This is a genomic window from Paraburkholderia sp., from assembly GCF_035656215.1.
In the GTDB taxonomy this organism is placed as follows: domain Bacteria; phylum Pseudomonadota; class Gammaproteobacteria; order Burkholderiales; family Burkholderiaceae; genus Paraburkholderia.
Genome location: NZ_DASRSY010000010.1, coordinates 1 through 13517, shown reverse-complemented (window position 1 = coordinate 13517; position 13517 = coordinate 1). Strand labels below are relative to the sequence as shown.

Annotated in this window: 12 protein-coding genes; 7 read left to right on the top strand and 5 right to left on the bottom strand. The window is 63.2% G+C overall.

What is annotated here, in order from left to right:
• Positions 1 to 217: 217 nt before the first annotated feature.
• From VFE81_RS00415 to VFE81_RS00400, 4 genes are read right to left on the bottom strand one after another with little or no spacing between them, the layout of a single operon-like run.
• Positions 218 to 1093, bottom strand: coding sequence for an SDR family NAD(P)-dependent oxidoreductase (locus VFE81_RS00415; protein WP_325042700.1), 876 nt, complete (start codon positions 1091 to 1093; stop codon positions 218 to 220).
• A 7-nt stretch (positions 1094 to 1100) separates the two neighbouring features.
• A complete protein-coding gene (gene ribBA, locus VFE81_RS00410) occupies positions 1101 to 2324 on the bottom strand; it encodes a bifunctional 3,4-dihydroxy-2-butanone-4-phosphate synthase/GTP cyclohydrolase II (protein WP_414695532.1) in 1224 nt (407 codons plus the stop codon).
• Positions 2325 to 2374: 50 nt separating this feature from the next.
• Positions 2375 to 3178: an enoyl-CoA hydratase/isomerase family protein gene (locus VFE81_RS00405; RefSeq protein WP_325042699.1), complete on the bottom strand. Its 804-nt coding sequence runs from the start codon at positions 3176 to 3178 to the stop codon at positions 2375 to 2377.
• A 20-nt stretch (positions 3179 to 3198) separates the two neighbouring features.
• Positions 3199 to 4149, bottom strand: a complete 951-nt coding sequence (locus VFE81_RS00400; protein ID WP_325042698.1) for an alpha/beta hydrolase — start codon at positions 4147 to 4149, stop codon at positions 3199 to 3201.
• Positions 4150 to 4463: 314 nt separating this feature from the next.
• Here VFE81_RS00400 and VFE81_RS00395 point away from each other — a divergent pair, with 314 nt between their 5' ends.
• Positions 4464 to 5645 carry a helix-turn-helix transcriptional regulator gene (locus tag VFE81_RS00395; RefSeq protein WP_325042697.1) on the top strand — a complete coding sequence of 394 codons (1182 nt, stop codon included), beginning with the start codon at positions 4464 to 4466 and terminating at the stop codon, positions 5643 to 5645.
• 81 nt (positions 5646 to 5726) lie between these two features.
• Here the strand turns inward: VFE81_RS00395 and VFE81_RS00390 are convergent, their stop codons facing one another.
• Positions 5727 to 6077 carry a VOC family protein gene (locus tag VFE81_RS00390; protein ID WP_325042696.1) on the bottom strand — a complete coding sequence of 117 codons (351 nt, stop codon included), beginning with the start codon at positions 6075 to 6077 and terminating at the stop codon, positions 5727 to 5729.
• A gap of 319 nt (positions 6078 to 6396) precedes the next feature.
• Between VFE81_RS00390 and VFE81_RS00385 the strand changes: the two genes are divergently transcribed.
• The 6 genes from VFE81_RS00385 to VFE81_RS00360 form a co-directional block, all read left to right on the top strand.
• Positions 6397 to 7551, top strand: coding sequence for an LLM class flavin-dependent oxidoreductase (locus tag VFE81_RS00385; RefSeq protein ID WP_325042695.1), 1155 nt, complete (start codon positions 6397 to 6399; stop codon positions 7549 to 7551).
• Positions 7552 to 7684: 133 nt separating this feature from the next.
• Positions 7685 to 8878, top strand: a complete 1194-nt coding sequence (locus VFE81_RS00380; protein WP_325042694.1) for an acyl-CoA dehydrogenase family protein — start codon at positions 7685 to 7687, stop codon at positions 8876 to 8878.
• An 11-nt stretch (positions 8879 to 8889) separates the two neighbouring features.
• On the top strand, positions 8890 to 10713 hold the full coding sequence (locus tag VFE81_RS00375; RefSeq protein WP_325042693.1) for an FAD-dependent oxidoreductase: 1824 nt from the start codon (positions 8890 to 8892) through the stop codon (positions 10711 to 10713).
• On the top strand, positions 10710 to 11228 hold the full coding sequence (locus VFE81_RS00370) for a flavin reductase family protein (protein WP_325042692.1): 519 nt from the start codon (positions 10710 to 10712) through the stop codon (positions 11226 to 11228). Before VFE81_RS00375 ends, VFE81_RS00370 begins: the two co-directional genes overlap by 4 nt.
• 16 nt (positions 11229 to 11244) lie before the next feature.
• Positions 11245 to 12942: an FAD-binding protein gene (locus tag VFE81_RS00365; protein ID WP_325042691.1), complete on the top strand. Its 1698-nt coding sequence runs from the start codon at positions 11245 to 11247 to the stop codon at positions 12940 to 12942.
• A 21-nt stretch (positions 12943 to 12963) separates the two neighbouring features.
• Positions 12964 to 13517, top strand: a 554-nt coding sequence (locus VFE81_RS00360) for an SDR family NAD(P)-dependent oxidoreductase (protein WP_325042690.1), incomplete at its 3' end; no start/stop codon positions are given.

Below are 13517 nucleotides of genomic sequence, written 5' to 3'. Positions count from 1 at the left end.
CGATAAAAAAAACTTCGTTGAACGCGCGCTGCCTGCCCTTCCCGCGGATTACATCGCACGCGGCAGTCCAGCGCGCACAACGCCACGTTCCTGATTCCATCACTACCTTGCGTATCTTGCTCGGACTGCGCCTCACGCAACACTTGTACCATTCATTAACGCAGTAGCCTGAAAAATATATGACACAGTAAGACTAGCCGCCGGTGCCTCGTTTCAGTCAGGCCACGATTGCAGGATGCGCCTGCACCGGCCCACCCAACGCCTCGCGATGCGAGGGCGGCTGGCGGCCGTCGAGCTCGGTGATACCGTACTCGCGCGCAAGCTCCGCACCGACCAGCACCAAACCGGATTTCTGCTGACGTTGCGGGTCGCGATACAACGCATCGATCAGGCGTCCCGTGAATTGCGGCGTCTCGGCGAGTTCGCTGAAGCCCGCATACTGTTCGGGATGCTCAGCGATCACGCGCGCGGTGCGCTCGGTTTGCAGCATGCCCATCCAGATGGAGGCCGTCGCGACACCGTACGGTTTCAGATCGACGGCCATGTCCTTGGCGAACTTGTCGACGCCCGCTTTCTGCGCGCCGTACGCCGCGCCGTGCATATAGCAGCTCGCACCGAACGAGGACGTGAACGCGATCAGCCCGTCGCCTTGCGCGGCCATCAGTGGCGCGGCATGCCAGCTCGCAACATACGCGGAGCGCAGGCCGACATTGAGAATATCCACGAGGTCGAGCGGCTTTTCCCAGAACGGTGCCGGGCGAATCAGTTCATCGTGCAACGCAGTGGCGTTATTGACGAGAATGTCGAGGCGTCCGCTGTTGCGCCGGATGGTGTCGAATACTTCTGCTACTTGCTGGTCGTTAGCATGATCGCAGGTGAGGGCGATGCCCTTGCCGCCGAGCTTATCGATTTCGACCGCCGTCGCATGCACGGTGCCCGGCAAAGGCGCGTCGCCTTCGCGCTGTGTGCGTCCGGTCACGTAGACCGTCGCGCCTGTCGCTGCCAGCGCGAGTGCGATACCTTTGCCGGCGCCGCGTGAGGCGCCAGTGACGAGGGCTACGTAAGGCTGATTGGGCTTGCTGTGCTTGGTCATCCAGGATTCACCATGAGGAGGCTTCGAGTTCGTATGACGCGGGCTGGGCGTTGACATGTGGCGCTGCGGTGGACCGAAGTGGTGTGGGCATTCGTGGTGCACCAACCCTCGGCGCGGCAGGCGCGCGTTCGAAGGCATGCGGATTGTCCAGATCCGCTTCGCCAAGCGGAATGAACGCCATGATCTCCAGTTCGTGCCCGGATAGCGCCGGCAGCCTGAAGGGACTCGACAACACATTCAGTCGACGCACGCCGAGTTCACGCAGAATTTGCGAACCAATACCGGAGAGTCTTCCGTCCTTGCGTGTCGGCATGCCGTTACTGCTGTTCATCGCATCGGCCCGCATATCGCAATCGAGCAGGACCGCCACGCCGCATCCAGCCGTATCGATTTTTTGCAGCGCTGCGTGCAACGGCCACGAATGCGCGGATGGTTCGGCATCGAGCAGATCGAGCAGCGAAAAGCATTCGTGCACGCGCGTGAGCACCGGCACATCGCGCGTTGGATTGCCGCGCACGAGAGCCAGATGCGTGGATTGGCGCACGGTGTCGCGATACTGAATCGCGCGAAACGGTCCCCACGGTGTGTGCAGCGGTCGCTCGCCGACACGCTCGACGAGCGACTCGTGAGTGCTCCGATAGTGGATCAGATCGGCAATCGTGCCGATCTTCAAGCCATGATGCTCGGCGAATTCGATCAGTTGCGGCAGACGCGACATGGTGCCGTCGTCGTTCATGATTTCGCAGATCACCGCGGCGGGCGTGAGCCCCGCGAGGGCGGTGAGATCGCAGCCGGCTTCGGTGTGTCCGGCACGCACCAGCACGCCGCCTTTCCTCGCTGCGATAGGGAACACGTGGCCCGGTTGCACCAGATGCTCGGCGCGCACATCCGCGCGAATCGCGGTGCGGATCGTATGCGCCCGGTCGGCAGCGGAGATGCCGGTGGTGACGCCTTGCGCCGCTTCGATACTGACCGTGAACGCGGTGCCGTATTGCGTGCCGTTCTGTTCGGCCATCGGCGGCAGCTTGAGGTGCGCACAGTGTTCGGCGCTCAACGTCAGGCAGACGAGGCCACGGCCAAAGCGCGCCATGAAGTTGATCGCTTCGGGCGTGACGTGCTCCGCGGCAATCAACAGATCGCCTTCGTTTTCACGATCTTCCTCGTCGACCAGAATGATCATGCGGCCGGCTTTCAGTTCGGTGACGATTTCGTCGGTAGTGGCGAGTTTCATGGGTTTATCCCTGTGCTACTGCTGCTGTTGCTGCGTATAAAAAGGAATGCTCAACGTGCGCCAGAACCAAATGCGGGCGTGCGCTTGTCGAAGAATGCGTCGATGCCCTCGCGGAAATCGCCGCCTGCCGCGCAGTGCAGAAAGCTGCGTTGCTCCGCGTACAGATGCTCGGCGAAGCTGCGTTCGGGTGCGTGCAGCATCAGGTTCTTGGTTTGCGCGAACGCATCCGGCGAGAGGGCGCCCATCCGCTTTAACAGTGAGCGTGTTTGCGCGGCCAGTTCATCGTCCGGTACGACCCAGTTGACGATACCCGCTCGCAACGCTTCGTCGGCCGTATGCCGCTCGTCGAGATACATCCATTGCGCGGCCTGCTTGGTGCCGAGCGCGCGCGGTAACGTGTAGGTCGCGCCGCCGTCGGGCGAAGTGCCGATTCGGCCATACGCCGACGTGAACGTCGCGCTCTTTGCGGCGATAGCGAGATCGCAGGCCGCGACGAGGCTCAAACCGAAGCCCGCCACCGCGCCGTTGACGCTGGCAATTACTGGCTTGCGCGAACCCGTGATGGTCTCAACCACGGTTTGCGCAAGCCGCACGAGCTTGCCGATCGCGCGATCCCGTACCACCGGTTTGGCGTCGAGTGCGGCGCGCATGGTCTGCAAATCGCCGCCCGCCATGAAGGCTTTGCCGGCGCCGGTCAGCACGATCGCGCGGATCTCGTCGTGATTAGCGAGGCGTGCGAGCTTGGCATTCAGTTCGTTTGCCATCGCTTCGTTGAGAGCGTTCAGTGCTTCGGGGCGGTCGAACGTGAGCGTCGCGATGCCGTCTTCGGCCGCGAGGCGGATCAATGCAGTCATGTCTTTTCTAGTGAGCGGAGTCAGGTGTGCTGGACGTGCAGCGCATGGCGTAAGGTTCGCGCTGCCAGTGTGAGTGCGTGGTCGGCCGCATCGAGCGCGCCGAGCAAACTGGCGAAGCCGTGCATTTGTCCGGGCCAGCGCAGATGGGTCGTGAGCACGCCCGCTTGCGCGAGACGTGCCGCGTAATGCTCGACTTCGTCGCACAGCGGATCGTATTCGGCGCTGATGATGGTGGCGCTGGCCACCCCGGTGAGATCGGTTGCGGCAAGCGGACTGGCGAGCGGATCGGCGCGATCAGCGCCTTCCGCGAAATACTGGTTTTTGAACCAGCGCATCATGCCTGCCGTTAGCAAATAGCCGTCGCTCATCGATTCGTAGGACGGATGCTCGGTCGCGCAATCCACCACCGGATAGAACAGCAACTGATGCGCGATATTCACGTCGCTATGACGCAACTGTTGCGCGGCGACTGCGGCCAGATTGCCGCCTGCGCTGTCGCCGGCGACGGCAAGCGCACCGGGCCGCACGCGCAAATCGCTCGAGTTGGCGGCGGCCCAGCGCACGGCGTCGCACGCATCGAGCGCGGCGGCCGGGAAACGCGCTTCCGGCGCGAGCCGGTAATCGACCGATAGCACGACCGTTCGCGCGCGTTGCGCCAGACAACGACACAGGTTGGCGTGTGTGTCGAGCCCGCAGGAGACGAAGCCACCGCCGTGAAAAAAGACGGTAAGAGGCAGCAGGCCGTTGCCATCGCCGGCTTCAATCACGGGCCGGTAAAGGCGCGCAGCAATCGGGCCGCTGGCGGTCGGAATCATCAGATCCTCTTCCGCCGCGACGGTGTCGCCGGGCGCAAAAGCGCCGCCCGCAGCGAGCATCGCGCGATAAGCGGGCGCGGTGAGTTGCGCGAAGTCGAGCGGAGGCATGCCGGCGAAAGCGGCGAGTACGGTCTGCGCCTGTGGATCGAGCGCCATCGGGTCTCCTGAGAAGCGGTTACGAAAACAACGGTCATGAAAACAACGGTCATGAAAACGGCTATACCGGGTATAAGCGAGGCGGCCGTGCGTGACGCGAATCGAGCCGTAAATCCGACCATTCAGCGCGCACGCCGCAACACTGAATGCATTGAAGCGCGGCGGCTTTAAGGGGACATCGTCCGATTGGACGAGAGTTCGTTCGCACGCTCAGCGAAACTTCCCTCAGCTAAGTACTTCCCCCGATGCCAGCAAACAGATCGGCCCTTAAGCTTGGCGACGCGATGCAAAATCGCACGGAGGACGGAGTGTTGATGGAGACAAAATGGGCCCCTGAAGAGGGCCAGGCCATGAGTGAACTGGCCGAAGTGAGCGTCGCGCAGTTCAGCGAGCTGACCGCGCGTATCTATCAGGGGGCGCTGGAAAGCACACCGTGGGCTAGCGCGCTCGAGCTGATCCGCACCTCGCTCGGCGCGAGCTATGCCACCCTGATTCTGCGTTCGCCTTCGAGCGACCGGCGCGGCCTGATGGTGCACGCTTCCGAAATGGGGTCGGGCGTGCCAGGCGAAGCGTCGTACAACAACTACTACTATTCGCTCGACCCGTTCGTCGGTTTGCCGGCGGATCGCGTGGTCACGGTCGACGAAGTATTTGGCGACACGGGGTGGCTCACAAGCGAGCTTTACAAGCAGTTCCTGAAGCCCGCGGATATCCGCTACATCATGGGTGCCGATTTGCGCACGGAGTCGGGCGTGGAATGCCGGTTTCGCGTGTGCCGCAGTCATGATTCGAAGCATTTTTCCGCACGCGACAAGGCGTTCTGCGCGCTGTTGCTGCCGCATTTGCGGCGCGCGGTCGAACTGCATTCACGGCTCGACATCGTGGAGTCGGAGCGCACGTTGTATGCAAGCGCAATCGACCGGATGCTGGTGGGCACGGTGACGCTCGACGAGAGTGGCGCGATCATGCGCACCAACAGCGTGGCCGATGAGATTCTCGCGCAGGGCAACGGCCTGCGTATCGTGCACGGCAACGTGGAGGCCACCGACGCGCAGGAGAACCGCAATCTGCAGCGTCTGGTGCGTCATGCACTGATGGGACATTTCGGCACCGCCGCGCCGATTGTTGAAGCCATGCCGATCACGCGCGGTTGCGACAAGGCGAAACTGGGTGTGCTGGTGCGCACGATTCCGCTATCGGACTGGTCCGAGGATAACAAGCGCCGCCCGGCAACCGTACTGTTCTTGCGCGATCCCGATCGTAAATCGCAGGGCTCGCAGGAGATCGTGCGCAAGCTGTTCGATCTCACGCCCGCGGAGACCTCGCTCGCCTTGCTGTTGACCAATGGGTTGACATTGGAAGAAGCGGCTGACGAATTGGGCATCAGCAAGAACACCGCGCGGGCCCATTTGCGGGCGATCTTCTCGAAGACGGGCGTAACGCGTCAGGCTACGCTCGTGCGCATTCTGCTGGGTAGCGTGGTGCCGCTCGGTTGAACCGGGGCGGAACTCGCCTGATTTGAACGAAGCTACGGCGCGTGTCGCGCTTGTATCAAGCGCGACACTTCATCCAGCGCCTTAAACCGCGCGCTTTTGCGACAACACCAGCAACGCGCCGTTCTTGTCCTCCAGCACCGCGCGCAATTCGTGCGGTCCTTGCTGGACCGGTACCCGCACTGACGCACCCGCTGCGACCACACGCGCCATTGCTGCGTACAGGTCATCGTTTTCGTCCACCCGAAACACCAGCGCCGCGCGCTCGACGATCCGTTCTTCACCTGCCACCAGCGCGATGCTCAAGGGGCCACCGTCGAGCGCGCAATAGCGTTCGCCGTCGCGGAATTTCACCGTCAAACCGAGCCCGTCGACAAAGAGCGGCAGCGCCGCATCGATCGTGTCGACCGGGTACAGCATCATCGAAGCTTTCATTGCATTGCACTCCCATCAGTTGAGCCGCGTTATATAGCGGCTCGATCGTAGCGCTGCGGGTGAACGCCGCACGAGGTCCAATCGGACTAGCCGAAGCATGAAAAGCGCGGCGAAACAGAGGGCGAAAGAAAACGGGAAAAACGCCTTCGATCAAAGCTTCTACGCCAGATCGCACACCGTTAATCCAAATAGACGATGCCGGCCTGCACGCGCGAACTGAAACTTCATTCCGTGGACCGTCACGATCATCGTATGAATCGGTGGGTCGGGAGCGGACCGCCCGTTTCAGCACAGTCCAAAATTCATGGAGACGCACGCAATGAAGTTTTCTCTGATTTACGAAGCCCAGACCACGGACGCTTCGCGGGAAGGCGATCACCGGGTATTCAAGGAGACCGTCGAGCAGGCGTTGCTCGCCGAACAGATGGGTTTCGATACCGTCTGGTGCGTCGAACACACGTCGCTGACGAACTACGCGCATATGAGCGCCCCGGAAACCTTCCTCGCATATCTGGCCGGCCGCACAACCCGCATCGGCCTCGGCCACGGCGTGATCTGCCTGCCGCCCGCGATGAATCACCCGATCAAGGTGGCTGAACGTGTAGCCATGCTCGACATTCTGTCCGGCGGCCGTGTGCATTTCGGCGTCGGCAAAGGCGGCAGCCAGCAGGAAGCCGGCGCGTTCGGCTACGACCTCGCCGAGCTGCAACCGATGATCGATGAATCGATGTACCTCGTGCCGAAGATGTTCGTTCAGGACGAGATCGAGCACGACGGCAAATACATCAAGATTCCTAAACGGCCGATTCACCCGAAACCGTTCCAGGACCCGCATCCGCCGATGTACATGGCGTGCACCAACAACGACGGCTTGCTGCGCGCAGGACAACGCGGTCTGGGCGCACTAGTGCTCGGTTTCGGCGGTCCCGACGAAGTCGCGAAGAAAAACGCGCTGTATCGCGAAGCATGGGCGACCCGCAAGGCCGAGGACCAGGTTGGCTTCCGTCCGACCGAGCACCTGGCCGCCCTGTGCCCGACCGTGGTGCTGAAGGACGGCCAGCAGGCTCGCAAGATCGGCATTCGCGGTCAGCGCTATTTCATGGAGTCGCTGGCTTACTGGTACACCGGCGGCGAGCGTCCGAACCCGGATAACTGGGGCGACGATCTCGTGAAGGGCAATACCGGCGAAATGGTGATCCGTTCGCGCTTCGCGTCGGAAGAAGTGGTGGTCGATTTCAGCGATCCGGCGCTTTCGATGATGAACCCGAATCACGCTTACGGCACCGTCGACGATTGCATCGGCTATGTAGGCCGCCTGATGGAAGCGGGTGTGGATGAAGTGCTGTTTCTCTGCCAGATGGGCACGGTGTCGCAGGAGGCGCAGCTCGAAACGATCCGCAACATCGGCGAGCACGTGATTCCGTATTTCAACCGTCTGAAGGCCGAGAAGCTGAAGGCGCAGGTTGCCGCATAAGGTCGCGGTGTAACAGCGGGTGAGGCGGGCGTCGCTAGTCTCTTCAGACGATGCGACGCCGCAGCCGGAGCTCGAAGATGAAGCCAGCAGAATAAGCGCGACACCCATCTCGCGCGCCATCATGGAGACAGCCGTGCATCGCGACAACGATTCGAACGCCCTTGCAACTGAACTGATCGCCCGCGCCGAAGCGCTCGCGCCGGTACTCGCCGGACGCGCGGCTCAGGCCGAGGCGAATGGCCGGATTCCCGCTGAGACGCTGGCCGATTTTCAGGCGGCGGGTTTTTTCAAAGTCCTTCAGCCGAAGCGCTACGGCGGCTATGAACTCGATCCGCAGACCTTCTTCGAGATTCAGATGGCCGTGGCGCGCGGTTGCATGTCGACTGCATGGGTGTACGGCGTAGTCGGCGTGCACAACTGGCAACTGGCGCTGTTCGACGAACGCGCGCAGCAGGACGTGTGGGGCAAGGATCAAAGCACGCTGATTGCGTCGACCTATATGCCGGTGGGCCGGGTGACGCCAATTGAAGGCGGCTTCCGGCTGTCCGGACACTGGAAGTTTTCCAGCGGTAGCGAGCTGTGCGAATGGGTCTTTCTCGGGGCGCTGGTGCCGCCGGCGAAAGAAGGTGAACCGCCGGAATACCGCACCTTTTTGCTGCCGAAAAGCGATTACTCGATCGAACAGGATTGGGACGTGCTGGGCTTGCGCGCGACCGGCAGCCACGACATCGTGGTGAACGATGCATTCGTGCCGGACTATCGCACGCACAAGGCTATCGACGGCATGATGGGCACGAGCCCTGGTCTCGCCGTCAACGATGCGCCGCTGTTCCATCTGCCGTTTGCGCAGATCTTCGTACGCGCGGTGTGTACGGCGTGCATCGGCGCATTGCAAGGCGCGCTGGACGACTTCACGTCGTATGCCGCCACACGCGTGAGCGCCAACAGCGGCGCGAAAACCACCGACGACACCGGTGCGCAGACCGCCTGCGCCAACGCTGCAGTCGCACTCGATGAAATGAAGCTGCTGCTCAAGCGCAATTTTGCCGAACTGCTCGCAGCGGCCAATGGCGGCCTGGCGGTGTCGATCGAGCGGCGCGTGCATTTCCGTTATCAATCTGCGCAAGTGGCCGAACGCTGTGCACAGGCCGCGAATGCGCTGCTGCGCTACGCGGGCGGCAACGGCATTTACAACCGTAATCCGCTGGTACGGCGCTTTCTCGATCTGCATGCGGCGCGCGCGCACTACGCGAACAACCTCGACCGTTTCGGCCAGAATCTCGGCGCCGTGATGCTCGGGCGTCCGAATACCGACTTCTTCGTTTGATGGATGCCGCCATGAGCGAACAGAAAACGCAGACGCATGTGTTCGACGTCGTGGTGGTCGGCTCCGGCGCGGGCGGCATGCTGGCCGCGTGCCGCGCGGCCGACCGTGGCCTGTCTGTGGTCGTGCTCGAGAAGAGCGACGTGTACGGTGGGACCTCGGCGGTATCGGGCGGCGGCATCTGGATTCCGTGTAACCACCATATCGCCGAGCTGGGCGCCACGGATACACGCGAGGCCGCACGAACCTACCTCGATGCCTGCACAAAAGGCGTGACGGCGACCGAGCGGATCGACGCCTATCTCGACATTGCGCCGGAGATGCTGCGCTATGTCGAAGCGAATACGCCGGTGCGTTATGAAGCGTTGCCGAAGTACGCGGACTACTTTCAGGACTTGCCGGGATCGATGCCCGGTTACCGTGCGCTCGATCCCTTGCCGGTGGATGGCGCGTCGCTCGGCGGAGAATTCGCGCGCTTGCGCCTGCCTTCACCCGGTACGCTGATCGGTGGGCGAGTGGCGGTGACGTCGAAAGAGGCGCACATGTTGCTGTCGAAAGCGCCGGGTTATATCGGACTCGCGCTCAAGCAATTCGGTCGCTACTGGTTCGATGTACGCGCGCGCAGCCATTCGCGACGCGATCGCCGTTTGACGCTCGGCAATGCGTTGGCAGGTGGCCTGCGTCGTGCATTGCTCGATCGCGACATTCCGCTGTGGCTCAACGCGCCGATGTGCGAGTTGCTCGAAGCAGACGGACGCGTAACGGGCGTCGTGGTGGAACGCGGTGGAGATAACGTGCGGGTGCTCGCAAAACGTGGCGTGATTCTCGCGGCCGGCGGTTTCGAACGTAATCAGGCGATGCGCGAGCACTATCTGCCACGTCCCACGCAAGCGCAGTGGAGCGCGACCCCGCTGAACAATACGGGTGACGCAATCGCAGTAGGCCTGAAACTGGGCGCGCAGGTCGCGCTGATGGAACACGTGTGGGGCGCGCCGACCGTGCACGTCGATCATGAGGAAAAGCAGCGCGCGTTGTTCGTTGAACGCAACCTGCCGGGTTGCGTGGTGGTCAACGGACTGGGCAAGCGCTTCGTCAACGAGGCGGCGCCGTATTCGGAGTTCGTGCCGGCGATGTATCGCGATCATGCGCAAACCGGTGCATGTGTGCCGGCATGGATGGTGTTCGACGCGCAATTCCGCCGCAAATATCCGTGCGGGCCGATCATGCCCGGCGCGATGATGTCGGACACCCGCATTCCCGCGGCGTTTCGTTCGCTGCTCTGCAAGGCCGATTCGCTCGACGCGCTGGCCGCGCAAATCGGCATCGATGCAAAAGGGTTGCGCGACACCGTGGTGAAGATGAATCGCTACGCCGCGACCGGCATCGACGAAGAATTCGCCAAAGGCGGCAACGCCTTCGACACCTACTACGGCGACCCCAGCGTCAAACCGAATCCGTGCCTCGCGCCCATCGGGACCGGACCGTTTTACGCCGTGCGTATCGACGCGGGCGACATCGGCACCAAAGGCGGTCTCCTCACCGATGCCCACGCGCGGGTTTTGCACACCGACGGTACGCCGATTGCCGGGCTCTATGCGATCGGCAACACTAGCGCGTCGATGATGGGGGCGAGCTATCCCGGCGCGGGTTCGACGCTCGGCCCTGCCATGACCTTCGGATACATCGCCGCGAATCATCTCGCCGACGCCGACGCCGACGCCGCCGCCGCCGCCGCCGCCGCCGCCGCCGCCGCCGGCGACGACGATCGCAACGGCGACGGCAGCACTTCAGGAACAGCACGCGCTGCAAGCAGCGAACTTCGCGGAGTCACGTCATGACCGACCTCACCTCACATCCGTTGCGCGCCGATATGTTGCTGGCGATGCGCCGCCTTGCACGCTCGGTCGCGGTTATCAGTTGCAGCGACGGCGAACGGCGCTATTCGATGTCGGCCACTGCGGTCGATTCGCTTTCGACCGAGCCGCCGTCGCTTCTGATCTGCATTAACCGCACGTCGTCGATTTTTCCGCCGCTGGATAAGGGCGCGGCGTTTTGCGTGAACGTGCTCTCGGCGCAGCATCAGCACATTGCGATTGACTGCAGCGGACGCCTCAAAGGCGAAGAACGTTTCACGACCGGCAACTGGCAGCGCTCGGATCTCGGCGTGCCGTATTTGCATGATGCGCAGGCGAGCCTCATCTGCACGCAGGACGGCCGTTTCGACTACGGCACGCATGCAATCTTCATTGGCCGCGTCGAACAGGTGCTGATCAGCGGCGAGGTCGATCCGCTGGTGTATGTAGACGGGGTCTATACCACCGCCGCGGCGCCCGTGCGCTGCGCAGCGGCCTGAGCGGGCGCGCCGCGTGATGCAGAGCCCTTCGTCCGCACAGCAGGAATCGGCCACGCCGGTCGAAGCGCCGCTCGTCGTCGACGATCCCGCCTGCGTGCGTTGGGACGACGTGTGCGACGTGCTGATAGCGGGCTTCGGTGCGGCGGGCGCGTGTGCCGCGCTGGAAGCGGCGGCGGCAGGCGCGAAAGTGCGGATCGTGGAGCGTTTCGAGGGTGGCGGCGCGAGCGCGAAAAGTGGCGGCGTGGTCTACGCAGGCGGTGGCACGCGCTATCAAACCGAAGCGGGCTACAGCGACACGCCCGAGGCGATGTTCGATTACCTGCAGCAGGAAGTCGGCGACGCGGTGTCCGCGGCGACGCTCAAACGCTTTTGCGCAGGTAGCGCCGACATGCTGCGCTGGCTCGAACGTCTGGGCGTACGCTTTGCCGCGTCGGTGCCGCCACGCAAGACGTCGTATCCGCAGAACCGCTATTACCTCTATTACTCGGGCAACGAAGCGGTGGGCGATGCCGTGCGTGAGCATGCGCCGGCGCCGCGTGGACATCGCGTGGTCGGCGACGGCATGTCGGGCCGCGTGCTGTACGACACTTTGCGGCACGCTGTGGATGCGCAGCCCTTCGTCGACACGATGTGCCACGCAAGCGTGCGCCGGTTGGTCACCGATCGCAGCGGTCGTGTGATCGGTGCTCAAGTCTGGCAAGTGGCGCCGGGCCGCGCCCAGCGCGCGCACCGGAGGCTTGCGCGCTGGGCGGAGCGTCTGCATAACGGCATGCCGGCGTGGGCTGACCGGTTACGCGTTGCGCTTCATCGCCTCGAGCAGCGCGAGGGCAGGCTCATCACCATCAAGGCCGACGCAGTGGTGTTGAGCACCGGCGGCTTCATCTTCAATCGTTCGATGGTGGCGCACTACGCGCCGCGTTATCTGCCGAACTGGCGTCTTGGCACCACCGGTTGTGACGGCTCCGGCATCCGGCTCGGTTTGTCGGCCGCAGGCGTGGCGCAGCGGCTCGAACGTGTGTCCGCGTGGCGCTTCATCAATCCGCCTTATGCGTGGGCGCAAGGCTGTGTCGTGGATCGCAACGGCGAGCGCTTTTGCAACGAGGAAGTCTATGGCGCGGCGCTCGGCCACGCGATGTGCGAAACGCGCGAAGGGCACGCGTGGCTGATTCTCGATGCGCAGCTCGTGAAGCTCGCGCTGAGGGAGTGTTTGCGCGGCAAGCTGTGGGCGTTTCAAAGCGTGCCCGCGATGCTGTTGATGCTGGCAGGCCGCAAGCGCGCTCGCTCCCTGGCCGATCTGGCCGCACGTATCGGCAGCGATCCGCTGGTGCTTGAGCGAACTATCAATACGTACAACCTGGGCGCGCTTAACGGCATCGACCGCGCGTTCGGCAAATCCGCCGCCATGTTGCAACCGCTCGTGCAAGGACCGTATTACGCGATCGACATTTCATCGGACAGCCGCATTTTCCCTTGCCCGTCGATCACGCTGGGCGGCTTGCAGGTCGACGAGACGACCAATGCGGTGCTGTCGGCGCATGGCACGCCGATCGAAGGCCTGTTCGCCGCCGGCCGCGCCGCGTGCGGCCTCGCATCGAATCACTACGTGAGCGGCCTCTCGCTTGCGGACTGTATCTGGTCCGGCCGCCAGGCGGGCCGGGCCGCAGCGGGCGTGGTTCTCGCGAACACCGCTCATTCCCTGACTGAAACTGACTGACACTGAAAAGAGAGAACGAAGATGGGAGACAGACTCAAAGGCAAAATCGCCGTCGTGACGGGCGCCGCGAGCGGCGTCGGCAAACAGGACGCGTTGCTGTTCGCCCGTGAAGGCGCGCGCGTCGTGCTCACCGACGTCAACGAAGAAGCCGGCCGCGAAGTGGTCGCGCAGATCGGCGACGCCGCACTGTTCGTGCGTCACGACATCACGTCCGAAGCCGGCTGGAACGATGTATTCGGCGCGACGCAAACGGCCTTCGGTACGCCGGACGTGCTGGTCAATAACGCCGCGGTGCTGTTGCTCGGCAGCATTGAAGACACCACGCTCGAACAATGGCAACGTGTGCTGCGCATCAATGCCGAAGGCTATTTTCTCGGCTGCCGCGCGGCGGTCAAGGCGATGAAGGAGAAGGGCGGCTCGATCGTCAACATGTCTTCGGTGGCGGCCTTGGGCGGGCTCGGCGCATTCTGCGCATACTCGGCCAGCAAAGGCGCGGTGACGGCCATGACGCGCGCAATCGCCGCGCATTGCAAGCAGCAGGGCTACAAGGTCCGCTGCAACACGATTCACCCGGA

What these genes read in the sequence shown, in the direction of transcription:
- VFE81_RS00415 (WP_325042700.1), bottom strand. Translation starts at nt 1,093, where the DNA reads ATGACCAAGCACAGCAAGCCCAATCAGCCTTACGTAGCCCTCGTCACT.
- ribBA (WP_414695532.1), bottom strand. Translation starts at nt 2,324, where the DNA reads ATGAAACTCGCCACTACCGACGAAATCGTCACCGAACTGAAAGCCGGC.
- VFE81_RS00405 (WP_325042699.1), bottom strand. Translation starts at nt 3,178, where the DNA reads ATGACTGCATTGATCCGCCTCGCGGCCGAAGACGGCATCGCGACGCTC.
- VFE81_RS00400 (WP_325042698.1), bottom strand. Translation starts at nt 4,149, where the DNA reads ATGGCGCTCGATCCACAGGCGCAGACCGTACTCGCCGCTTTCGCCGGC.
- VFE81_RS00395 (WP_325042697.1), top strand. Translation starts at nt 4,464, where the DNA reads ATGGAGACAAAATGGGCCCCTGAAGAGGGCCAGGCCATGAGTGAACTG.
- VFE81_RS00390 (WP_325042696.1), bottom strand. Translation starts at nt 6,077, where the DNA reads ATGAAAGCTTCGATGATGCTGTACCCGGTCGACACGATCGATGCGGCG.
- VFE81_RS00385 (WP_325042695.1), top strand. Translation starts at nt 6,397, where the DNA reads ATGAAGTTTTCTCTGATTTACGAAGCCCAGACCACGGACGCTTCGCGG.
- VFE81_RS00375 (WP_325042693.1), top strand. Translation starts at nt 8,890, where the DNA reads ATGAGCGAACAGAAAACGCAGACGCATGTGTTCGACGTCGTGGTGGTC.
- VFE81_RS00370 (WP_325042692.1), top strand. Translation starts at nt 10,710, where the DNA reads ATGACCGACCTCACCTCACATCCGTTGCGCGCCGATATGTTGCTGGCG.
- VFE81_RS00365 (WP_325042691.1), top strand. Translation starts at nt 11,245, where the DNA reads ATGCAGAGCCCTTCGTCCGCACAGCAGGAATCGGCCACGCCGGTCGAA.